Raw genomic sequence first — 20,528 nt, forward strand, 5'->3', positions numbered from 1 at the left:
CGGGAAAGATCGATGCCGGGTTCGGCCCGACATGCCTGCAGAACAAGGATTGGAGCGACCCATGAATGAGGCAGTTCGAAATCCCGCCAAGCCGACCAATGGGCCGATCATCGAGATCGAGAACCTGTCGATCTCCTTCTTCACCCGCAAGGGAGAGATCCCGGCCGTCATGGATTTTTCCTGCACGGTCATGCCCGGCGAGGCGATGGGCATCGTCGGCGAATCCGGCTGCGGCAAGTCGACCGTGTCGCTCGGCATCATGCGCGACCTCTCGAACATCGGAAAGATCGTCGGCGGAAAGATCAAGTTCCAAGGCAAGGACATGGGAGAACTGTCCGACGAGGAACTGCGCGCCATCCGCGGCAACAAGATCGCCATGATCTACCAGGAGCCGATGGCCAGTCTCAACCCGGCGATGAAGGTCGGCCAGCAGCTGATGGAAGTGCCACTGATCCACGACAAGGTATCGAAGGATGAAGCCTATAAACGCGCGTTGGAAATGGTGCGCGCGGTGAAGCTGCCGGATCCCGAGCGCATGATGCGTTCCTACCCACACCAGCTTTCCGGCGGCCAGCAGCAGCGCATCGTCATTGCCATGGCGCTGCTGTCGAAGCCTGCGCTGCTTCTGCTCGACGAGCCGACGACAGCGCTCGACGTGACGGTTGAGGCCGGTATCGTCGATCTGGTCAAGGGGCTGGGCGAGAAGTTCGGGACCTCGATGATCTTCGTGTCGCACAATCTCGGCCTGATCCTGGAGACCTGCGACCGCATCACGGTGATGTATTCGGGCGAAGCGGTGGAGACGGGCAAGATCAAGGACGTCTTCGACCGGATGCGTCATCCCTACACGCAAGGCCTGTTCCGCTCGATCCCGTTGCCGGGCGCCGACAAGAATTCGCGGCCTCTGATATCCATTCCGGGGCAGTTGCCGCTGCCGCACGAGCGGCCGAAGGGCTGCAATTTCGGCCCGCGCTGCCACCATTTCGTCGAGGGCGTCTGCAACGCCGCCGAAATTCCGATGATCGCGGTCGAAGGCCATGACGGGCATTTCTCGCGCTGCGTACGCTTCAACGAGATCGACTGGGAGGCGCTGCCGCCTGGCGCCAAGAAAGTCAACGAGCGCGTGGTGCCCGGTGCGCCGGTGCTCCAGATCGAAGACCTCAGGAAGTACTACAAAGTCGGCGGCAGCGAAGTGTTCGGCTCGAGCGAAGGACGTGTCGTCAAGGCCAACGAGACGATCTCTTTCATGGCGCGCGAATCCGAGACCGTCGCTATCGTTGGCGAATCCGGCTGCGGAAAATCGACCCTGGCCAAGGTATTGCTCGGCCTCGAAACGGCAAGCTCCGGCCGCGTGAAGCTGGGCAACAAGGAAATCCAGTCGACCGGGATCGAGAAGCGCAGCGTCGACACCGTGTCGTCGATCCAGATGGTGTTCCAAAATCCGTTCGACACACTCAATCCCAGCCATTCGGTCGGTTCGCAGATCATCCGTACGCTGGAAAAGTTCAATGTCGGCGACACGGTGGCCGACCGCCGCAAGCGGATGCTGGAACTGCTCGATCTGGTGAAGCTGCCAAGGGCATTCGAGACGCGCAAGCCGCGCCAGCTTTCAGGTGGCCAGAAACAGCGCATCGGCGTGGCGCGGGCCTTTGCCGGCGACGCCAAGGTGGTGGTGGCCGACGAGCCGGTCTCGGCGCTGGATGTGTCCGTCCAGGCGGCGGTGACCGAACTCTTGATGGACATCCAGCGCAAGAACAAGACCACGATGCTGTTCATCAGCCACGATCTGTCGGTGGTGCGCTACATCGCCGACCGCGTCGTCGTCATGTATCTCGGCTATATCGTCGAGCAAGGCACGACCGACCAGATATTTTCGCCGCCCTATCACCCCTATACCGAGGCGCTGCTGTCGGCGATCCCGATTGCCGATACCAGCGTGGTGAAAAGGCATATCGTGCTCGAAGGCGACATTCCGTCGGCGATGAACCCGCCCTCGGGCTGCCCGTTCCAGACGCGCTGCGGCTACAAGAAACTTGTGCCGGACAATCTTTGCGAAACTACGGTGCCGCCGGTCAAAAATCTCGGCGACGGTCATATGAGCCTGTGCTGGCTGGCCGACGACGTGCTGGCAAAAATGGAGCCGGTGATTAAATTCGACAAGGAACACGCGGCGAATGAGGGCGTGCCGGATGATGCAAACCACGGTGTTGGCCCGGGCTTTGCTGGAGATCCGCCCAAGCGCCCGCATGGCAAGACTGGCAGCGTTGAAGCCGATGCCGAGGGTCAGGCAGCGGAGAATGCCGAAGCGGTCGCCAAAGCCCGCCGTCACGAGGTTCGCGACGAGGTTTCAGAGACCGGCGGCATCTCAAGCTCTGCTGATAGCGCAGTGGCACCAATCACGCCGCCGACAGTCGGCGACGGCCGCCAGGCCGAGAACGCCACGCGCAAGCCGCGCAGACCCAAGGGCGGCTAAAATGCCGCTGATGTGCTAGGGCGCGCATTGCCGTAGCTGCGCGGCGTAGTCCTGCGCCATCTGTTCGGTGGCGTGCGCATAGCGCTGCACGTCGGCGCCGCCGCGATTGCCGCGCTTATAGGCATTCCAGCCGAGATAGTAGGCGAGATATAGATTGTAGGTGTCGTTGCGGGGGACGCCGAGTGTGTCGGCGGTCTTGGAATGATACCAGCCGACAAAATCGACGGCATCGGCAAACCTGGTGCGGCGCGCCGCCCAACTGCCGGTCTCGTTCTGGTATTGCGCCCAGGTGCCGTCGAGCGCCTGCGAGAAGCCGGTGGCGCTGGAGATATGTTTCCAGGGAATGAAACCCAGCAGCTTGGTGCGCGGCGGCCGTGCATTGCTCTTAAAGCCGGATTCCTTGCGCACCGTCGCCATCAGTACTGGGACTGGCACCCCATATTTCTGCTCGGCGCGCTGTGCGGCCGCCTGCCAGTTGTCGAACCAGCCATCGTTCTGGTCGAAAACGGCGCAGACATCGTTGATGTGGTTCGGCGGCGTCGCGCAGGCCGAAAGTGCCAGCGGCACGGCAATCGCTACAATTTTACTAAAACTCGACCTACGCATTGGAAGAGCATTAGGCCGAAAACATAAAAGGAATCTTGCTGCGTTCCTTAACGGCTCATCGGCCGCTTTGGCTGGCGCTGAGCAAGTATGAACCTTCCGACATTTGTTGTCGCTTTTACCGATGTGAAATTCCCGGTATGGCGCCTTGGCTAAAATCACGCCCGCAGGTGGCGGATTCTTGACAGCCCGATCTTTGTGCCGGCGCTTTGATGCGCCGCATGAGCGAACCAAGACGCAAGCGCGGCGCCGAGCGAACGAGCAACAGGGGACCCACCGCCATCCCGCAACTGCCGCTCAGGCGGGTGACAAACCCTTATCCGCCGATGGCGATGCTGTCGGCCGACCAGATCGAGGCGATCCACCAGGCGTCGATACATATCCTGGAGAATTTCGGCATTGAGGTGATGAGCCCGCGGGCGCTGTCACTGTTCGAGAAGGCCGGGGCCAAGGTCGATCATGCCTCGATGAACGTCCGCATCGATCGCGGCATGATCGAGGAAGCGCTGAAGACGACACAGTCCAGCTACACTCTGACGCCGCGCAATCCCGCCCATGCCGTCCACCTCGGCGGCAATACCATCAACTTCACGCTCGTCGCCGGGCCGCCCAATGTGCACGACATGGAGCGCGGCCGCCGTGCCGGCAATTTGCGCGATTATTCCGATCTCGTCCGCCTGGCGCAGCATTTCAACTGCATCCACATGCTCGGCAACCAGGTCTGCGCGCCGGTGGAATTGCCGGCGAATTCCCGTCATCTCGACACCTATTTCGCCAATCTGACGCTGACGGACAAAAGCTTTCACGTCTCGGCCATCGGCCGTGGCAGGGCGCTCGACGGCATCAAGATGATGGCAATCGCGCGCGGACTGACGCTTGACGAGATGCGCGACGATCCCGGGGTCACCACGATCATTTCGGTCAACTCGCCGCGCCGCTTCGACGAGATGATGGCCGAGGGGCTGATGACGATGGCCGAGTTCGGCCAGTCGGTGGCGGTGACGCCGTTCACGCTGATGGGAGCGATGAGCCCGGTGACGCTTGCCGGCGCGCTCGCCCAGCAGAATGCCGAGGCGCTGTTTGGCGTTGTGCTGACGCAGCTCGTCCGTCGCGGCGCGCCGGTGATGTATGGCGCCTTCACCTCCAATGTCGATATGAAATCGGGCGCGCCGGCCTTCGGCACGCCTGAAAATACCAAGGCGAACATCGCGTCCGGACAGTTGGCGCGGCGTTACAAGCTGCCTTATCGCACGACACCGGGCTCAGCCTCCAATGCCGCCGACGCGCAAGGCGCCTATGAGACGCTGATGGCGCTGTGGGGCGCGGTGCTAGGCCACGGCAACCTCGTCTATCACGCCGCCGGCTGGCAGGAGGGCGGACTGACTGCATCGTTCGAAAAGTTCATCATCGACGTCGAGATGATCCAGCACATGATGGAGTTTTTGCGCCCGATCGAAGTCAACGAGGCCGAGCTTGCCGTCGAGGCTCTGGGTGCGGTTCCGACCGGCGGCCACTTCTTCGGCGAGCCACACACGCTGGAGCGCTACGCCACGGCCTTCTACCAGCCGATACTGTCCAACTGGCAGAACTACGAGGCCTGGCAGGAGGCCGGTGGGCTCGACGCCACGTCGCGTGCGACCAGGCTGTGGAAGAAGGCGCTGGAGGACTACGCCGAGCCGGTGATGGAAATCTCCAGGCGCGAGGCGCTGGAGGCGTACCTAGCCAAGCGCAAGGAAGCGATCGGGCAGAGCGAGCCTTAAGCACCACTCTTCTCGGATTCATCTTCTTCTCTTCCAGAATCATGAAACCCATCCAACTCTTTGAAATGACGAGAATCCCATGAAATCACATGCAAAGGTCGTGGTTATTGGCGGTGGCGTCGTCGGGTGCTCCGTGCTGTTCCATCTGGCCCGGCACGGCTGGACCGACATCGTGCTCCTGGAGCGCGATGAATTGACCTCCGGCTCGACCTGGCACGCGGCCGGCGGCATGCACACGATCAACGGCGATCCCAATGTCGCCAAGCTGCAGAAATACACGATCTCGCTCTACAAGGAGATTGAGGAACTGTCCGGCCAGGCGACCGGCGTGCATCTGACCGGCGGTGTGCTGCTGGCGGCGACCGAGGCGCGGCTCGACTGGCTGCGCGGCGTTGTCGCCAAGGGCCGCTATCTCGGCATCGAGCTCGAGGAGATATCGCCGGCCGAAGCCGCCGAACTGATGCCTCTGCTCGATCCCAAGCAGTTCGTCGGTGCCGTCCGCAACAAGGAGGATGGCCATCTCGATCCATCCGGCGTTACCCACGCCTACGCCAAGGCCGCGAGGAAGCTTGGGGCCGAGGTTGAGCGCTTCACCAAGGTCGAGGACATCGTGCGGCGCGCCGACGGGCTGTGGCGCGTCATTACCAACAAGGGCGAGGTGGTGGCCGAGCATGTCGTCAACGCCGGCGGCCTGTGGGCGCGCGAGGTCGGCCGCATGGTCGGGCTGGAGCTGCCGGTGCTGGCGATGGAGCACATGTACCTGATCACCGAGGACATGCCGGAAGTCGCCGCCTGGAACCAGAAGACCGGCACGGAAATCATCCATGCAGTCGACTTTGATGGCGAGCTCTATCTGCGTCAGGAGCGCGGCGGCATGCTGATGGGTACTTACGAAAAGGCCAACAAGCCATGGTCCGAGTTCCAGACGCCGTGGAACTTCGGCCACGAGTTGCTCGAGCCCGACGTCGACCGCATCGCGCCATCGCTGGAGGTCGGCTTCCGGCATTTCCCGGCCTTCCAGAACACCGGTATCAAGCAGATCATCAACGGGCCCTTCACCTTCGCGCCGGACGGCAATCCGCTGGTCGGGCCGGTGCGCGGCCTGCCGGGGTTCTGGGTGGCCTGTGGTGTCATGGCCGGGTTCTCACAGGGGGGCGGCGTCGGGCTGGCGCTGTCGAACTGGATGATCGAGGGCGATCCCGGCGCCGACATCTGGGCGATGGATGTGTCGCGCTACGGTGACTGGGCCACGATGGCCTATACCAACGCCAAGGTGCGCGAAAACTATTCGCGGCGGTTTTCGATCCGCTTCCCCAACGAGGAACTGCCCGCTGGACGGCCGCTCAAGACCACACCGGTCTATGATCTCCTGTCGGCCAAAGGCGCGCAATGGGGCGTCGCCTATGGGCTGGAAGTGCCGCTATGGTATGCGCCGGAAGGCGTGAGGGACGAGTTCTCGTGGCGGCGCTCGAGCGATTTCGAGCATGTCGCAAATGAGGTCAAGACCGTTCGAGAAGGCGTTGGCCTGTCGGAGATTTCGAGCTTCGCCAAATACAAGGTGACGGGCGAGGGCGCTGCAGCCTGGCTCGACCGCCTGCTTGCCTGCAAGCTGCCAAGGCCCGGCCGCATGACGCTGGCGCCGATGCTGAAGGAAGACGGCAGGCTGATTGGCGATTTCACGCTAGCCAATCTCAGCAGCCCAAATTCGGAAAGGGACGGCTGGTTCCTGGCCGGCTCCGGCGTCGCCGAGCAGTACCATATGCGCTGGTTCGAAGCGCATCTGCCGAAGGACGGCTCGGTCAGTATCGAAGCGCTGGGAGCAAAACTCACCGGCTTATCGATCGCCGGGCCGAGCACGCGGAACCTTCTTGAAAAGGTCACACGATCTGATGTGTCGAATACGGCCTTTCCGTTCATGGCCATCAGCAAGATGGACATCGGCATGGCGCCGTGTCTGGTCGGGCGTGTCAGCTACACCGGCGATCTCGGCTACGAGATCTGGGTGGCGCCGGAATATCAGCGCGCCGCCTATCAGGCGCTGATGGCGGCGGGCGAAGAATTCGGCATCGGCCTGTTCGGCTCGCGAGCGCTCAACGCATTGCGGCTGGAAAAGAATTACGGCTCATGGGCGCGCGAATACCGGCCGATCTATGGGCCGCTGGAGGCCGGCCTCGATCGCTTCGTCGCCTATGCCAAGGAGGCCGATTTCATCGGCAAGCAGGCGGCGCTGGCAGAGCGCAAGCAAGGCGGCAGACTGCGGCTGCGGGCCTTTGTCGTCGATGCTGTCGATGCCGACGTCATCGGCGACGAACCAATCTGGCATGGCGGCGCCGTGCGCGGCTGGGTCACGTCGGGCGGCTATGCGCATCATTCGAAAAAATCCGTCGCTATCGGCTATGTGCCGAAAGAGATTGCCGACGAAGTCGACGGTTTTGAGATCGAGCTTCTGGGCAAACGCCATGTTGCGCGCATGCAGCCGGTCCCACTGTTCGACGCGAACTTCGAGCGGATGCGTGGGTGAGGTTTCAGGCGCTGCGGCGGTTATCCAGCGCCAATGCGCCGGCGCCGGCGAATACCAGATAGAGGAAGATGAAGCAGAACGATATTGCCGCATCGCCACCATTGTTGACCGGGAAGAAGTCGCGCGGCATGTGCGCCATGAAATAGGCGATCGCCATCTCACCGCTGAGAAGGAATGCCACCGGCCTAGTGAAAAGCCCCAATACCAGCAGGATGCCACCGGCGAATTCCAGGATGGCCGCGGTCAGCGATAGCCCGCTCAGGGCGCCGGCATGGTCGCCGACGGGGAAATTGAACAGCTTTTGCGTACCATGTTCGACGAATTGCAGTGCCGTCACGAAGCGCAATGCGGCCAGAGCCTGCAGCTGATATCTGACAAGACCGTCGAAAAGCTTCATCTAAGACTCCATTTTACCCCCGAACCGGCCATAGATCATCGCCCGACAGGGGACCATTCACTTCGCATGGCCCGCCAGCCACAATCAGTGATTGGAAATGTTCCTCGTTCTTTTAATATTTTTCTCTCTAGGGTTGTATTTTAAATGCTATAGTTGTAGTGATATCCAGACACTCCAAACCATGTGGGTTCCGTTTGCCATGAGAAAAGTCGTCGTCAGCCTATTCGCCATCCTTGCAGGCACCAGCGTCGCCACGGCCGACGATGCCGGCTGTGCTGCCTTCAAATGGCCGGTGACGCGCGAGGAGGCCCTGTTTGCGGCGGCGCCCGCCGCGCAGTCCGGCGCTGACCTTTCGGTCGGCGAGGCTGCAGATGTGGCGTTGGCGCCGGTCGGCACGATCAGCTTCACCGTTCCGCCGGAACGCGCGCCGGCAGCCGGTACATTTGGCGCGATGGCGAGCGTGGCCGTGCCCCCGGAGGGAGAGCTCCAGATCAGCCTGTCTGATGAGGCTTGGATCGATGTCGTTCAGGACGGTAAAGCCGTGAAGTCGGCGGCTTTCAGTGGTATAAAAACCTGTCCGGGGATCCGCAAGAGCGTGCGCTTCAAGCTAGCCGCCGGCCCGGCGACCATCCAGCTCAGCGGCGCCAAGAAGCCCGATCTCAAAGTTTCCGTGCTGACGCCGGAATAGTTCTCAAAGAGCGTAAGGTTGGAGGGACAGCGCCCCTCTCTGTCCTGCCGGACATCTCCCCCACGAGGGGGGAGATCGGTTTTTGCTGCCGGTTTCGCCAATCGCGACGCGACGTTGCTACCGCACCGGTGCCATTAGCGCGAAATGGGCGCCTTGCGGGTCTGTGCACTGCACGATCCAGCTGCCGCCGGGGACCTCCATCGGACCCATCAGGATCTTGCCGCCATTGTCGGTGACGCGCTTGGCTGCCGCGTCGATGCCGGGCACGTTGAAATAGAACTGCCAGACCGGCATCGGGATCTGCTCGGGCTTGTTCATTATGCCGCCAACGGGCTCGCCGCCGAAGGCGAAAAGCTGGTAGACGCCCATCGGACCCATATCCATGGCGTCGCCCTTCTCCCAGCCGAACTGACTGGAATAGAAATCGGACGCCGCCTTCCAGTCTGATGTGTAGAGCTCATGCCAGCCGATGTTGCCGGGTGTCGCCAATGGTAGCGGCGGCTGGTCGGGACCGCTGGGCTGCAGGAAGTTGAACATCGCGCCTTGCGGATCGGCAACGACGGCGAAGCGGCCAACGCCCGGAATGTCGTCTGGCTCGCGGTGAACCGCGCCACCAGCCTTCTTGAGGGAGGCCGTTGCGGCATCGACATCCCTGGTGAGGATATAACCGATCCAGGCCGGCGGCATTCCCATCTTGCGCGCGTCATCGGGCAGCGTCATCAGCCCGCCGACGCCGCGCTCGCCGACATTCATGACGATATAGCGCGGCATGCCCGGCGCCCCGTCGAAAGGCTGCCCCCGCCAGCCTACCACGGCGGTGTAGAACGCCTCGGCGGCGTCGAGATCGGTGGTCATCAGCTCGTACCAGAAGAAGGGCATGGGGGACTGTGGCATTGTCCTGCTCCTTGCGGTTTTTCGATCATGCGCGATCCATTCTAGGACGATCTTCACGACGAAAATCCGACAGCCAACCAAAAAAGATGACGGCAAACCGGAAATGTTACCGGGTTGCGCGCCCTGTGGTTTTCGACTTTGCTTGCAGTCAACGAGGGGTTGTTGATCCATGCGCCGGATGTCGCTCACTTCCGAACTTGTCGCGCTGTGCGACGAGATCAGGTTGATCCATGGCAACGCTCCTGAATGCGGTTCCGTACCTGCTTCGTGACGTATATGGCCGTTTGGAAAAACATGATTATTACAGTCATGTTTGTTGAAGCTTTTCAGTCGCTTGCGCCGAAAATTGACCAATTGATAAAAAAACAAAACGTGCTAGCCTTCCCCAAAACAAGAACATGGGGAACTGACGATGCCAGAAGGCCAGTTCAAGCAAGGCATTGCCGGCGGGCGGCTTTCGCCGGAACAATACGCCGATAATTTCGCCGACCTGCATCCGCCGCTCGATCACCACGAGGCGCTGGTCGAGTCCGACCGCTGCTACTTCTGCTATGACGCGCCGTGCATGAATGCATGCCCGACCTCGATCGACATCCCGCTGTTCATCCGCCAGATTTCGACGGGCAATCCGATCGGCTCAGCCAAGACGATTTTCGACCAGAACATCTTGGGCGGCATGTGCGCCCGCGTCTGCCCGACCGAGACGCTGTGCGAAGAAGTCTGCGTGCGCGAGGTGGCCGAAGGCAAGCCGGTGCAGATCGGTCGCCTGCAGCGCTACGCCACCGATGTCGCCATGGCCGAAAACAAGCAGTTCTACAAGCGCCCCGAACCGACCGGCAAGACGGTCGCCGTGGTCGGCGCCGGACCGGCCGGGCTTGCGGCCGCGCATCGGCTCGCCCGCTACGGCCACGAAGTGACCATTCTGGAAGCCCGCCCGAAGGCCGGCGGCCTTAATGAATACGGTATCGCCGCGTATAAAAGCGTGGACAATTTCGCCCAGGCCGAGGTCGACTATGTCACGTCGATCGGTGGGATCGACATCCAGAACGGCAAGGCGCTCGGCCGTGATTACCAGCTGTCGGACCTGACCCGGAATTACGACGCGGTGTTCCTCGGCATGGGGCTTGCCGGCGTCAATGCCTTGCGAGCGGATGGCGAGGAGGCGCAAGGCGTCACCAATGCTGTCGAGTTCATTGCCGAGCTTCGCCAGGCCAGCGATCTGGCCAGCCTGCCGGTCGGCCGGCGTGTTGTCGTCATCGGCGGCGGCATGACGGCGATCGACGCGGCGGTGCAATCGAAGCTACTCGGGGCCGAAGAGGTGACGATCTGCTACCGGCGCGGCCCGGAGCACATGAACGCCTCCGAATTCGAGCAGGACCTGGCCGCTGCCAACGGCGTCATCATCCGGCACTGGCTGCAGCCGAAGCGGGTCATTGCCGATGGCGGCAAGGTGTCGGCGATCGAGCTCGAATACACCGCGATGGACGGCGACCGGCTCGTCGGCACCGGCGAGCGGCTGACACTGACCGCCGACCAGGTGTTCAAGGCGATCGGCCAGAGTTTTGTCCCGGCTGCGCTCAACGGCAGCGGGGCTTTGCTTGACCTGGAAGCCGGCCGCATCAAGGTCGACGCCGAAGGCCGCACCTCGCTGCCAAACGGCTGGGCCGGCGGCGACTGCATCTTTGGCGGCGACGACCTGACCGTCTCGGCCGTCGCGCAAGGCCGCGACGCGGCGGAAAGCATTCATCGGGCACTGACCTCGAACGGGAGGGCATGAGCATGGCAGACATCCGCAACAATTTCGTCGGCATCAAATCGCCGAACCCGTTCTGGCTGGCCTCGGCGCCGCCGACCGACAAGGCCTATAACGTCATCCGCGCCTTCAAGGCCGGCTGGGGCGGTGTCGTCTGGAAGACGCTCGGCGAAGAGGGTCCGCCGGTCGTCAACGTCAACGGGCCACGCTATGGCGCGATCTGGGGCGCTGATCGTCGCCTGCTTGGCCTGAACAATATCGAGTTGATCACCGATCGCGACCTGCAGGTCAATTTGCGCGAGATCAAGCAGGTCAAGATGGACTGGCCCGACCGGGCGATCGTCGTCTCGCTGATGGTGCCGTGCGAGGAGCATGCCTGGAAGGCGATCCTGCCGGTGGTCGAGGAGACCGGCGCCGATGGTATCGAGCTCAATTTCGGCTGCCCGCACGGCATGTCGGAACGCGGCATGGGTGCGGCGGTCGGTCAGGTGCCGGAATACATCGAAATGGTGGTGCGCTGGTGCAAGGCCAACACCCGCATGCCGGTCATCACCAAGCTGACGCCCAACATCACCGACATACGCAAGCCGGCACGCGCTGCGCTGTCCGGCGGCACCGATGCGGTGTCGCTGATCAACACCATCAATTCGATCACCGGCGTCAATCTCGACAATTTCGCACCGGAGCCGACCATCGACGGCAAGGGTTCGCATGGCGGCTATTGCGGTCCGGCGGTGAAGCCGATCGCGATGAACATGGTGGCCGAGATCGCGCGCGACCCGGAAACGCATGGCCTGCCGATCTCCGGTATCGGCGGCATCACCACCTGGCGCGACGCCGCCGAGTTCATGGCGCTCGGCGCCGGCAATGTGCAGGTGTGCACGGCGGCAATGACCTATGGCTTCAAGATCGTGCAGGAGATGATCGCCGGCCTGGAAAACTGGATGGACGAGAAGGGCCATGCCTCGCTCGACGACATCGTCGGCCGCGCCACGCCCAACGTCACCGACTGGCAGTATCTCAACCTCAACTATATCGCCAAGGCGCATATCGACCAGGACGCCTGTATCAAATGCGGCCGCTGCCACATCGCCTGCGAGGACACCTCGCACCAGGCGATCACCAGCATGGTGGACGGCGTCAGGCATTTCGAGGTGATCGAGGCCGAATGCGTCGGCTGCAATCTCTGCGTCAATGTCTGCCCGGTCGAGAACTGCATCACCATGGAGCCGCTGGCGGTCGGCGTGATGGACCAGCGCACCGGCAAGCCGGTGTCACCGATCTACGCCAACTGGACGACGCATCCGAACAACCCGATGGCCAAGGTGGCGGCGGAATAGCATTGCGAAAAAAAAGCGGCGTTCACGGGCGCCGCTTTTTTAATTTCCCTATTGCGGATAAAGATTATCCACGATAATCTATATCCATGACTAGGAGAGCGAAATGAAGCTGGGTGAGGGCGTCGAAGCGGCCATCCACTGCGCCGCGATGCTTGCTGGCGTTGATGGCGCCGCGACCATGCCGGGTGCTGCCATGGCGGAAGCGTTCGGGCTGTCGCCGAGCTATCTCCTCAAGCATCTCAACATGCTGACGGTGTCGGGCATTCTGGAATCGGTTCCGGGGCCGTCCGGCGGCTACCGGCTGGCGAGGCCGGCGGAACGCATTACGCTGCTCGATATCGTGTTGGCCGTCGAAGGGCGAGAACCGGCCTTTCGCTGCGCCGAAATCCGCCAGCGCGGCCCCGCCAGGCTCGATGCCTCGGTTTATGTCAAACCCTGCGGCATCAAGGTGGCGATGCTGAAGGCCGAGCGTGCCTACCGCGCAGCGCTCGCCGACGCCCGGTTGTCCGACATCGTTGCAGAATACACGGCCGATGCCGATCCCCGTTCGGTCGCCGCCAACTGCGCCTTCGTCGAGCGCCATCAGCGTCCGCAGAAATCAAGTTCAACCAAGCAAGCATGAAAGGCTAAAAACGATGAAAGAGAGGCTGCAATTTTTCGGCGCGGCGCCGGAGATCATGAAGGCGGTGTCGGCGCTCAACAAGGCAGTCGACGAATGCGGGCTCGAAAAAAGCCTGTTGCATCTGATCAAGCTCAGGGCGTCGCAGATCAACGGCTGCTCGTATTGCGTCGAGATGCACAGCCGCGAGGCGCGCCACGACGGCGAGAGCGAGCAGCGGCTCTATCTCGTCTCCGCCTGGAAGGAATCGCCGCTATTTTCAGAGCGCGAACGCGCAGCCTTTGCCTGGACCGACGCGCTGACCAGGATCGCCGACAACGGTGTTTCGGACGAACTCTACGCAAGGACGCTCGAGCATTTTTCGGAGCAGGAGTTGGTCAAGCTGTCGGTTGCACTCGGCATGATCAACACCTGGAACCGACTTTGCGTTCCGTTCCATGCAATCCATCCGATGCCGGCGGTCATGGCCGCTTGAGCATGGACCAGGCGCGCGGCCTGCGTCGTGCGCCTCTTTTCTGCCCAAGGACCAACAGCATGTTTTCAAGCTTTGATAGTGAGATTCTATTCGCGGCCCGCCTGCTGCTCGGCGGCGCCTTTGTCTTTGCCGGCCTGCGCAACATCCAGAACGCGGCGTTCCTGACCCAATTGATGACGACGCGCGGCGTGCCGCAGGCGCGGCTGGTGCTCTGGCTGGGGATCGTCCTGCAGACCGTCACCGGAGCACTGGTGATCGCGGGCATCTGGACCGCTGCCGCCGCTCTGTGCCTGGTGTTGTTCCTTGTCGTTGCTACGCCGATGTTCCATAATTTCTGGGATCATCAGGGTCCCGAGCGCGCGTCCCGCATCAATGGCTTTGTCGGCAACGTCGCGCTGACCGGAGGATTTCTGGCGCTGATCGCGCAGTCGCTTTGAAAGCGATTGCCGCGTAGATGTAGCCGCGTTACGCCGCATACCGCAAGCCGCCGTCGCAGGTCAGGATCTGGCCGGTGACGAAGCTGTTCGAAACCAGGAACGCGATCGCCTCAGCAACGTCCTCGGCGCGGCCGATGCGGCCGACCGGCGTCTTGCCTGCATAATCGGCAAATACCGCATGGCGCTGTTCATCAGGCAAAAAATCCCACCAGGGCGTGTCAATGACGCCCGGCGCCACGACATTGACGCGTAACGGCTTCAGCTCCATTGCCAGGATCGGCACCACGGTCAGCAGCATGCCGTTGACGGCGGCGATGCCGGCGACACCCGGCGCCGACAATTGCGCCGACACCGCCGAGATGAAAGTCACCGAGCCGCCCTTGTTCAGCGTCGGCAAGGCGGCCTGCAGGCAGGAGAGCTGCGGCCGGACCTTCTCGTCGACGCCGCCGCCGATGTCGGTCAGGTCAAGCGTTTCGAACGGGCCGAGCCCCTTGCCGCCGCTGGCGGCCAGCACCAGGTGATCGAAAGGGCCGAGATCGCTGAAAAACCGGCGAACCTCGTCCGGCTTCGCGGCATCGAAGGCAGCTTTTCCGACCGCGCCGCCAAGGCTTTGCCCTGCGTTGTCGAGCCTTTCCCGGTTGCGCCCGGTGATCGTCACCTTCATGCCCGGACCAAGCAGCTTTTTCGCGGTGGCGAGGCCGATGCCGGAGGAGCCGCCGACGACCACAGTGTGCTGCGCTTTCTCGATCATGAATTTTCTCTCTTCGATGTTGCGGAAGCCGGTGCGAGCCCGACAAGACCGAGGCTCAATTCCCGCAATCGACGTCGTGCCTTAGCGTCATAGGCTTGCGCATCGGCGCGGGATTCCCTCTGGCCGTCGAAATAGAGGCCGCTCCGCCCTTCGAGCGCCGGCGATGTGGCGAGATTGATGATGGCTTCGGCGCCGGTTTGGACCGAGCTCCAGGGTGTGACGCCCGCCTGCCGCACCATCGTGGTGTTCATGTAGCTTGCCGGATGCAGGCTGTTGACCGTGACGCCGGTGCCGTTCAGCTGCTCCGCCAGATCGATGGTGAACATGATCTGCGCCAGCTTGCTCTGGCAGTAGGCACGGATGCCGTCATAGGAGCGGGTCAGCATGACATCGTCGAAATCGATCGCCTGCTGGCCTGCCGAGGCGACGTTGACGATGCGCGCCGGCGCGCTGGCCTTGAGCAGCGGCAGCAGCTCCGTGGTGAGCAGGAAGCCGGCGAGATAGTTGACGGCAAAGCGCAGTTCGTAGCTGTCGGCGCTGACCTGTCGTTTGGCGTTGGGGCCGGCGGTGCCGACGCCGGCATTGTTGATGAGGACATCGAGTCGGCCCGTGCGGGCGCGAACAGCCTCGGCGAGGCGGCGGACCTCGGCCAGGGAGGAGAGATCGGCCACGAGCAACTCGGCTTTGCCGCCGGCGGCTTCGATCTCGGCCACGATCGCCTTGCCCCTGGTCGCGTCGCGGCCATGCACCAGGATGCGGGCGCCGCCGGCGCCGAGCCTTTGCGCGACGACACGGCCGACGCCGTCGGTCGACCCGGTGATGAGGATTGTCTTGTCTTTCAGTTCCATGTTCAGAGCCTCCATCTCATCGCTTTGAGCGGAAAGATGGGGCACCAGCCACTTGCCAAACAGTTCAAACTTTATCCTGGTATCGGTACTGCTATAATAGCGGCCATGGATTCCACCGCGCATTCCGCCGAAGACAGCCGCCGCCGCGAGCTCGGCGCCTTCCTGCGTTCGCGGCGCGAAAGGCTGACGCCTTCGGCCACCGGCATCTCGACCGGCTTACGCCGGCGCACGCCCGGGCTGCGGCGCGAGGAGGTGGCGATGATCGCCGGCGTCGGCACGACCTGGTACACCTGGTTGGAGCAGGGCCGCGACGTTCGGCCGTCGGTGGAAGTGCTGACCGCACTCAGCCAGGCGCTGCGCCTGGACGCGGCTGAGCAACGGCATCTGTTTATTCTCGCCGGCCGGCCGCAGCCGGAGCGTCGCGTCGACGCGCCGGAAAAGATCGACGGCCCCTTGCTGCACATGCTGCAGAGCCTGGTCCTGCAGCCGGCCTATGTCGTCGGGCGGCGCTGGGATGTGCTGGCCTGGAACCCGGCGGCGGCAGCCGTGTTCGGCGACTATGGCCTGCTGGAGGGCGATGCCCGCAACATCGTCCATATGGTTTTCACCAGCCCGCAGCATCGGCGCCTGCTCGTCGACTGGGAGGAACTGGCGCGCGCCGTGCTGGCGTCATTCCGGGCGGAAAGCGCGAAGTATGTCGGCGATCCGGATTTCGAGCGGTTGATTGCGCTGATGACGCGTTCAAGCCCGGAGTTCCGCGCCTGGTGGCCGCTGCGCGATGTGGCCCGCAACCTATCGGGTGTGAAGCATGTCAGGCATCCGATAGCGGGCGCCATGGCGTTCGAACATATGAGCCTGTCGATCGACGACGGCTCGGACATGAAGCTGATCGTCTACACGCCGCTCGCCGAGCAGAACTCGATCGCCAAGCTGCAGAAGCTGCTCGATGCGCTGCCGGCCGCGCGGCGCAGCGCGTGAACCATCAAGGCTAGTCTTTCGGCTTCAGCCCGTCGATGAACAGTTGCTCGAGAAACCTTGCGGCATCCTCGAAGCGGCCGTCGCCGCCGCGGTCGGGGCCGAGCACGGCGCGGACCTGGACGTCGAAATCGGCATAATGCTGCGTCGTCGCCCAGATCGAGAAGATCAGGTGCCAGGGGTCGGTGCGGGCAATCTTGCCGGCGCGCATCCAGCCCTTGATGACGTTGGCTTTCTCGTCGACCAGCGTCTTCAACTCACCTTCCAGCATCGGCATGATGCGCGGCGCGCCCTGCAGGATCTCATTAGCGAATAGCCGGCTCTCGCGCGGGAAATCGCGCGCCATTTCGAGCTTGCGCCTGATGTAGTTGCGCAGTTCAGTCAGCGGATCGCCAATGTCGTCGAGTTCGCGCAGCGGCGCCAGCCAGGTGTCGAGAAGCCGTTGCATCAGCGTCTCGTGGATGTCCTCCTTGCGGCGGAAATAATAGAGCAGGTTCGGCTTCGACATGCCGGCGGCTTCGGCGATCTGGTCGATGGTCGAACCGCGAAAACCGTTGGTGGAGAAGACTTCGAGCGCCGCCTCCAGAATGAGCTCGCGCTTTTCCAGCTGGATGCGGGTGCGGCGTGGAGCGGAGCTTTCGACCACCCCCGTCACCTCGAACAACCTTCGCTGTGAGGAGCGTCTGGACCAATTCTCTGGACCAGTTTTTCCCCGCCCTGTGGAGCGCACTTCGAAAGCCGCATTTCCGCTAGTAATCCCTTGACCGCTGATAAGGCGGTGCTAACGTTTGTCCAACCGGTCAAAAATTTGCGTAGCACGAAAACGCAGCAAAGACCAAGTGTTGGAAAGACCAAGCGTTAGCCGCACCGAAACAGGTTACAAGGGGAAGTCTTGGTCATGTCCAACCGGCTGAAAGTCACGCCGAACGATCTCAGCGCATTCTGGATGCCGTTCACGGCAAACCGGCAGTTCAAGCAGGCGCCGCGCATGATGGTGTCGGCCAAGGACATGCATTACACGACCAGCGACGGGCGCAAGGTTCTCGACGGCACCGCCGGCCTGTGGTGCGTCAATGCCGGCCACTGCCGCCCGAAGATCACCGAGGCGATCCAGAGCCAAGCGGCAGAGCTCGACTATGCGCCGGCCTTCCAGATGGGCCACCCGATCGTGTTCGAGCTGGCCAATCGCCTGGTCGACATCGCCCCGAAGGGCATGGACCATGTGTTCTTCACCAATTCCGGCTCGGAATCAGTCGAGACGGCGCTGAAGATGGCGATCGCCTATCACCGCGTAAAAGGCGAGGGCTCGCGCACCCGGCTGATCGGCCGCGAGCGCGGCTATCACGGCGTCAATTTCGGCGGCATCTCGGTCGGCGGCATCGTCACCAACCGCAAGATGTTTGGCACGCTGCTCGGCGGCGTAGATCACATGCCACACACGCATTTGCCGGAAAGGAACTCCTTCACGAAAGGCGTGCCCGAGCATGGCGCGGAACTGGCCAACGAGCTGGAACGCATCGTCGCCTTGCACGACGCGTCGACCATCGCCGCAGTCATCGTCGAACCGGTTGCCGGTTCCACCGGCGTCATCCTGCCGCCGAAGGGCTATCTGCAGAAGCTGCGCGAGATCTGCACCAAGCACGGCATCTTGCTGATCTTCGACGAGGTCATCACCGGTTTTGGCCGCCTCGGCACGCCGTTTGCCGCCGACTATTTCGGTGTCACCCCGGATATCATGACGACGGCCAAGGGCGTCTCCAATGGCGTCATCCCGATGGGCGCGGTGTTCGTCAAGAAGGAAATCCACGACGCCTTCATGACCGGGCCCGAGCATATGATTGAGTTCTTCCACGGCTACACCTATTCGGGCAATCCGATCGCCTGCGCGGCGGCGCTGGGCACACTCGACACCTACAAGGAAGAGGGGCTGCTGACGCGCGGCGAGGAACTGGCGCCGTACTGGGAGGACGCGCTGCACTCGCTGAAGGGCGAACCGAACGTCATCGACATCCGCAACATCGGCCTGATCGGCGCGATCGAGCTGGCGCCGATCGCAGGCCAGCCGACGAAGCGCGCCTTCTCGGCTTTCGTCAAGGCGTTCGAGCGCGGTGCGCTGATCCGCACCACCGGCGACATCATCGCTCTGTCGCCACCGCTCATCATTACCAAGGGCCAGATCAACGAATTGATCGACCATGTGCGCGAAGTGCTGAGGGCGGTGGACTAGATGCTCCCCAACATGTAGGGCGACGACGGGAACCGTCGTCCTAATGTGAGTAAATGAGAGGAACTTGAATGGCCGCCCCCGGCGAGAATCTGCGAATCAATTCAGACCGTTTGTGGGATTCGATAATGGAGATGGCGAAGATCGGCCCCGGCATTGCCGGCGGCAATAATCGCCAGACCGTTACCGACGAGGATGGCGAAGGGCGGCATCTGTTCAAGCGCTGGTGCGATGAGGCGGGGCTCGAAATGGGCGTCGACGAGATGGGCACGATGTTTGCCCGTCGCGAAGGCACCGACCCCAGCCTGCCGCCGGTGTATGTCGGCAGCCATCTCGATACGCAGCCGACCGGCGGCAAGTATGACGGCGTGCTCGGCGTGCTCGGCGGCCTGGAGGTTGTGCGCTCGCTCAACGATCTCGGCATCAAGACCAAGCACCCGATCGTCGTCACCAACTGGACCAACGAGGAAGGCGCGCGCTTTGCGCCGGCGATGATGGCGTCCGGGGTATTCGCCGGCGTGCTCGATCAGGCCGAAATCTATTCGCATGTCGACAAGGACGGCAAGAAATTCGGCGAGGAGCTCGAACGGATCGGCTGGAAGGGCACCGAGAAAGTCGGTGAGCGCAAGATCCACGCCTTCTTCGAATTGCATATCGAGCAGGGCCCGATCCTCGAGGACGAGGGCATCGACATTGGCGTCGTCACCCATGGCCAGGGACTGAAATGGCTGCAGGTGACGCTGACCGGCAGGGAGGCGCATACCGGCTCGACGCCGATGCCGAAGCGGCGCAATGCCGGGCTCGGCATGGCGCGGGTGATCGAGTTGGTGCACGAGATCGCCATGGACTACCAGCCGGACGCCGTTGGCGCGGTCGGCCATATGGAGGTCTATCCGAACTCGCGCAACATCATCGCCGGTCGCACCGTCTTCACCATCGACATCCGCTCACCGGAAAAGGAAGTGCTGGACGCCATGGACGGCCGCATCCGGGAAGGCATCGACACGATCTGCGAGGCGCTCGACATTAAATATCAAATCGAGCAGGTCGGCCATTTCGATCCGGTCACTTTCGACGCGGGCTGCGTCAAGGCGGTGCGGGATGCGGCGGAGCGCCTGGGATATACGCATCGCAACATCGTCTCCGGCGCCGGCCACGACGCCTGCTGGATCAACCGCGTCGCACCGACGGCGATGGTGATGTGTCCCTGCGTCGACGGGCTCAGCCACAACGAGGCCGAGGAGATCACCAAGGAATGGGCAACGGCCGGCGCCGATGTGCTGTTCCACGCGGTGGTCGATACGGCAGTGATTGTCGAATGAAGCCGCGTCGCAATCTTGACGAAGATCGGACGCTTAACGTGCTTCTGGGCTGGAAGGCAGATCAGCCTCCATTTCAAACCTCTCTCGTCGAACAATGCAGCATCGCGTTGGCAACGCCGCTGCGGAACCTTACGGGGGAGCAAATAAGGCTGCTGGTCAGCCAAGGATTCGGGCTGGAATATGTGGTCCCCAAAGCGATATCCATACTGACTGAAAACCCGTTGATCGCAGTGACGTTCCACGATGGCGATCTACTTATGAACTGCCTCAAGATTTCTCCGGAGTTCTGGATGGAAAACCAGGATCTTTGGATTGAGCTTGACGGGATCCTGCGATCGCTTGACCAAACCATGTCAGACATCGGCAAGCATCGGCCACAATTCGATTCCGCCTGGGAAATTTTGAGCGGTCAGGACGCGGGAATCGCAAGATCGAAGAAAGCTTAAGC

The 20,528-nt window shown here is 62.4% G+C and carries 19 protein-coding genes; 13 read left to right on the plus strand and 6 right to left on the minus strand.

Annotation, left to right across the window (positions count from 1 at the left end):
• Positions 1-61: 61 nt before the first annotated feature.
• Positions 62-2,473 carry a dipeptide ABC transporter ATP-binding protein gene (locus NKI50_RS00155; RefSeq protein ID WP_023720871.1) on the plus strand — a complete coding sequence of 804 codons (2,412 nt, stop codon included), beginning with the start codon at positions 62-64 and terminating at the stop codon, positions 2,471-2,473.
• 15 nt (positions 2,474-2,488) lie between these two features.
• On the opposite strand, the gene NKI50_RS00160 is transcribed toward NKI50_RS00155, so the two are convergent.
• Positions 2,489-3,079, minus strand: a complete 591-nt coding sequence (locus tag NKI50_RS00160) for a transglycosylase SLT domain-containing protein (RefSeq protein ID WP_352639747.1) — start codon at positions 3,077-3,079, stop codon at positions 2,489-2,491.
• Between the two features lie 218 nt (positions 3,080-3,297).
• On the opposite strand from NKI50_RS00160, the gene NKI50_RS00165 reads away from it, so the two are divergent.
• Together NKI50_RS00165 and NKI50_RS00170 are read left to right on the plus strand one after the other, a co-directional pair.
• Positions 3,298-4,836, plus strand: a complete 1,539-nt coding sequence (locus NKI50_RS00165) for a trimethylamine methyltransferase family protein (protein ID WP_352639745.1) — start codon at positions 3,298-3,300, stop codon at positions 4,834-4,836.
• A gap of 79 nt (positions 4,837-4,915) precedes the next feature.
• Positions 4,916-7,357 carry a GcvT family protein gene (locus NKI50_RS00170; protein ID WP_352639743.1) on the plus strand — a complete coding sequence of 814 codons (2,442 nt, stop codon included), beginning with the start codon at positions 4,916-4,918 and terminating at the stop codon, positions 7,355-7,357.
• Between the two features lie 4 nt (positions 7,358-7,361).
• Here NKI50_RS00170 and NKI50_RS00175 read toward each other — a convergent pair whose 3' ends face one another.
• Positions 7,362-7,754, minus strand: coding sequence for a DoxX family protein (locus NKI50_RS00175; RefSeq protein ID WP_352639741.1), 393 nt, complete (start codon positions 7,752-7,754; stop codon positions 7,362-7,364).
• A 181-nt stretch (positions 7,755-7,935) separates the two neighbouring features.
• Here NKI50_RS00175 and NKI50_RS00180 point away from each other — a divergent pair, with 181 nt between their 5' ends.
• On the plus strand, positions 7,936-8,442 hold the full coding sequence (locus NKI50_RS00180) for a hypothetical protein (RefSeq protein WP_031194518.1): 507 nt from the start codon (positions 7,936-7,938) through the stop codon (positions 8,440-8,442).
• A 117-nt stretch (positions 8,443-8,559) separates the two neighbouring features.
• Here NKI50_RS00180 and NKI50_RS00185 read toward each other — a convergent pair whose 3' ends face one another.
• Positions 8,560-9,336, minus strand: a complete 777-nt coding sequence (locus NKI50_RS00185; RefSeq protein WP_023720865.1) for a VOC family protein — start codon at positions 9,334-9,336, stop codon at positions 8,560-8,562.
• 412 nt (positions 9,337-9,748) lie between these two features.
• On the opposite strand from NKI50_RS00185, the gene NKI50_RS00190 reads away from it, so the two are divergent.
• From NKI50_RS00190 to NKI50_RS00210, 5 genes are all read left to right on the plus strand, one after another.
• The gene (locus NKI50_RS00190; protein WP_352715003.1) at positions 9,749-11,113 is read left to right on the plus strand and encodes an NAD(P)-dependent oxidoreductase; all 1,365 of its coding nucleotides are present in this window, start codon (positions 9,749-9,751) and stop codon (positions 11,111-11,113) included.
• Between the two features lie 2 nt (positions 11,114-11,115).
• The gene (gene preA / locus NKI50_RS00195) at positions 11,116-12,429 is read left to right on the plus strand and encodes an NAD-dependent dihydropyrimidine dehydrogenase subunit PreA (protein WP_023720863.1); all 1,314 of its coding nucleotides are present in this window, start codon (positions 11,116-11,118) and stop codon (positions 12,427-12,429) included.
• A gap of 103 nt (positions 12,430-12,532) precedes the next feature.
• Entirely contained in the window at positions 12,533-13,051 is a 519-nt protein-coding gene (locus NKI50_RS00200; protein WP_023720862.1) for an RrF2 family transcriptional regulator, read from the plus strand.
• 13 nt (positions 13,052-13,064) lie between these two features.
• Positions 13,065-13,523, plus strand: coding sequence for a carboxymuconolactone decarboxylase family protein (locus NKI50_RS00205; RefSeq protein ID WP_352547038.1), 459 nt, complete (start codon positions 13,065-13,067; stop codon positions 13,521-13,523).
• 59 nt (positions 13,524-13,582) lie between these two features.
• Positions 13,583-13,960, plus strand: a complete 378-nt coding sequence (locus NKI50_RS00210) for a DoxX family protein (RefSeq protein ID WP_023720860.1) — start codon at positions 13,583-13,585, stop codon at positions 13,958-13,960.
• A gap of 28 nt (positions 13,961-13,988) precedes the next feature.
• Here NKI50_RS00210 and NKI50_RS00215 read toward each other — a convergent pair whose 3' ends face one another.
• On the minus strand, positions 13,989-14,711 hold the full coding sequence (locus NKI50_RS00215) for an SDR family oxidoreductase (protein ID WP_023720859.1): 723 nt from the start codon (positions 14,709-14,711) through the stop codon (positions 13,989-13,991).
• Complete coding sequence (locus NKI50_RS00220; RefSeq protein WP_352482942.1) at positions 14,708-15,559, minus strand: SDR family NAD(P)-dependent oxidoreductase; 852 nt, start codon at positions 15,557-15,559, stop codon at positions 14,708-14,710. Before NKI50_RS00220 ends, NKI50_RS00215 begins: the two co-directional genes overlap by 4 nt.
• A 105-nt stretch (positions 15,560-15,664) precedes the next feature.
• Here NKI50_RS00220 and NKI50_RS00225 point away from each other — a divergent pair, with 105 nt between their 5' ends.
• Complete coding sequence (locus NKI50_RS00225) at positions 15,665-16,537, plus strand: helix-turn-helix transcriptional regulator (protein WP_023720857.1); 873 nt, start codon at positions 15,665-15,667, stop codon at positions 16,535-16,537.
• 10 nt (positions 16,538-16,547) lie between these two features.
• On the opposite strand, the gene NKI50_RS00230 is transcribed toward NKI50_RS00225, so the two are convergent.
• The gene (locus NKI50_RS00230) at positions 16,548-17,180 is read right to left on the minus strand and encodes a TetR family transcriptional regulator C-terminal domain-containing protein (protein ID WP_352639735.1); all 633 of its coding nucleotides are present in this window, start codon (positions 17,178-17,180) and stop codon (positions 16,548-16,550) included.
• A 252-nt stretch (positions 17,181-17,432) separates the two neighbouring features.
• Between NKI50_RS00230 and aptA the strand changes: the two genes are divergently transcribed.
• The 3 genes from aptA to NKI50_RS00245 all read left to right on the plus strand — a co-directional run bounded on the left by aptA (position 17,433) and on the right by NKI50_RS00245 (position 20,526).
• Positions 17,433-18,761: an omega-aminotransferase AptA gene (gene aptA / locus NKI50_RS00235; protein WP_023720855.1), complete on the plus strand. Its 1,329-nt coding sequence runs from the start codon at positions 17,433-17,435 to the stop codon at positions 18,759-18,761.
• Positions 18,762-18,829: 68 nt separating this feature from the next.
• The gene (locus tag NKI50_RS00240; protein ID WP_352715010.1) at positions 18,830-20,080 is read left to right on the plus strand and encodes a Zn-dependent hydrolase; all 1,251 of its coding nucleotides are present in this window, start codon (positions 18,830-18,832) and stop codon (positions 20,078-20,080) included.
• Positions 20,077-20,526 (plus strand): contact-dependent growth inhibition system immunity protein, encoded by a 450-nt coding sequence (locus tag NKI50_RS00245; RefSeq protein WP_352495154.1) that lies wholly within the window; start codon positions 20,077-20,079, stop codon positions 20,524-20,526. The genes NKI50_RS00240 and NKI50_RS00245 overlap by 4 nt, the downstream gene beginning before the upstream one ends.
• Positions 20,527-20,528: the final 2 nt, after the last annotated feature.

The sequence above is a fragment of the Mesorhizobium sp. M0563 genome (genome assembly GCF_040321065.1).
Lineage (GTDB): Bacteria > Pseudomonadota > Alphaproteobacteria > Rhizobiales > Rhizobiaceae > Mesorhizobium.

What these genes read in the sequence shown, in the direction of transcription:
- NKI50_RS00170 (WP_352639743.1), top strand. Translation starts at nt 4,916, where the DNA reads ATGAAATCACATGCAAAGGTCGTGGTTATTGGCGGTGGCGTCGTCGGG.
- NKI50_RS00175 (WP_352639741.1), bottom strand. Translation starts at nt 7,754, where the DNA reads ATGAAGCTTTTCGACGGTCTTGTCAGATATCAGCTGCAGGCTCTGGCC.
- NKI50_RS00245 (WP_352495154.1), top strand. Translation starts at nt 20,077, where the DNA reads ATGAAGCCGCGTCGCAATCTTGACGAAGATCGGACGCTTAACGTGCTT.
- NKI50_RS00160 (WP_352639747.1), bottom strand. Translation starts at nt 3,079, where the DNA reads ATGCGTAGGTCGAGTTTTAGTAAAATTGTAGCGATTGCCGTGCCGCTG.
- NKI50_RS00180 (WP_031194518.1), top strand. Translation starts at nt 7,936, where the DNA reads ATGTGGGTTCCGTTTGCCATGAGAAAAGTCGTCGTCAGCCTATTCGCC.
- NKI50_RS00200 (WP_023720862.1), top strand. Translation starts at nt 12,533, where the DNA reads ATGAAGCTGGGTGAGGGCGTCGAAGCGGCCATCCACTGCGCCGCGATG.
- NKI50_RS00155 (WP_023720871.1), top strand. Translation starts at nt 62, where the DNA reads ATGAATGAGGCAGTTCGAAATCCCGCCAAGCCGACCAATGGGCCGATC.
- aptA (WP_023720855.1), top strand. Translation starts at nt 17,433, where the DNA reads ATGTCCAACCGGCTGAAAGTCACGCCGAACGATCTCAGCGCATTCTGG.
- NKI50_RS00190 (WP_352715003.1), top strand. Translation starts at nt 9,749, where the DNA reads ATGCCAGAAGGCCAGTTCAAGCAAGGCATTGCCGGCGGGCGGCTTTCG.
- NKI50_RS00210 (WP_023720860.1), top strand. Translation starts at nt 13,583, where the DNA reads ATGTTTTCAAGCTTTGATAGTGAGATTCTATTCGCGGCCCGCCTGCTG.
- NKI50_RS00220 (WP_352482942.1), bottom strand. Translation starts at nt 15,559, where the DNA reads ATGGAACTGAAAGACAAGACAATCCTCATCACCGGGTCGACCGACGGC.
- NKI50_RS00165 (WP_352639745.1), top strand. Translation starts at nt 3,298, where the DNA reads ATGAGCGAACCAAGACGCAAGCGCGGCGCCGAGCGAACGAGCAACAGG.
- NKI50_RS00225 (WP_023720857.1), top strand. Translation starts at nt 15,665, where the DNA reads ATGGATTCCACCGCGCATTCCGCCGAAGACAGCCGCCGCCGCGAGCTC.
- NKI50_RS00240 (WP_352715010.1), top strand. Translation starts at nt 18,830, where the DNA reads ATGGCCGCCCCCGGCGAGAATCTGCGAATCAATTCAGACCGTTTGTGG.
- preA (WP_023720863.1), top strand. Translation starts at nt 11,116, where the DNA reads ATGGCAGACATCCGCAACAATTTCGTCGGCATCAAATCGCCGAACCCG.
- NKI50_RS00215 (WP_023720859.1), bottom strand. Translation starts at nt 14,711, where the DNA reads ATGATCGAGAAAGCGCAGCACACTGTGGTCGTCGGCGGCTCCTCCGGC.
- NKI50_RS00185 (WP_023720865.1), bottom strand. Translation starts at nt 9,336, where the DNA reads ATGCCACAGTCCCCCATGCCCTTCTTCTGGTACGAGCTGATGACCACC.
- NKI50_RS00205 (WP_352547038.1), top strand. Translation starts at nt 13,065, where the DNA reads ATGAAAGAGAGGCTGCAATTTTTCGGCGCGGCGCCGGAGATCATGAAG.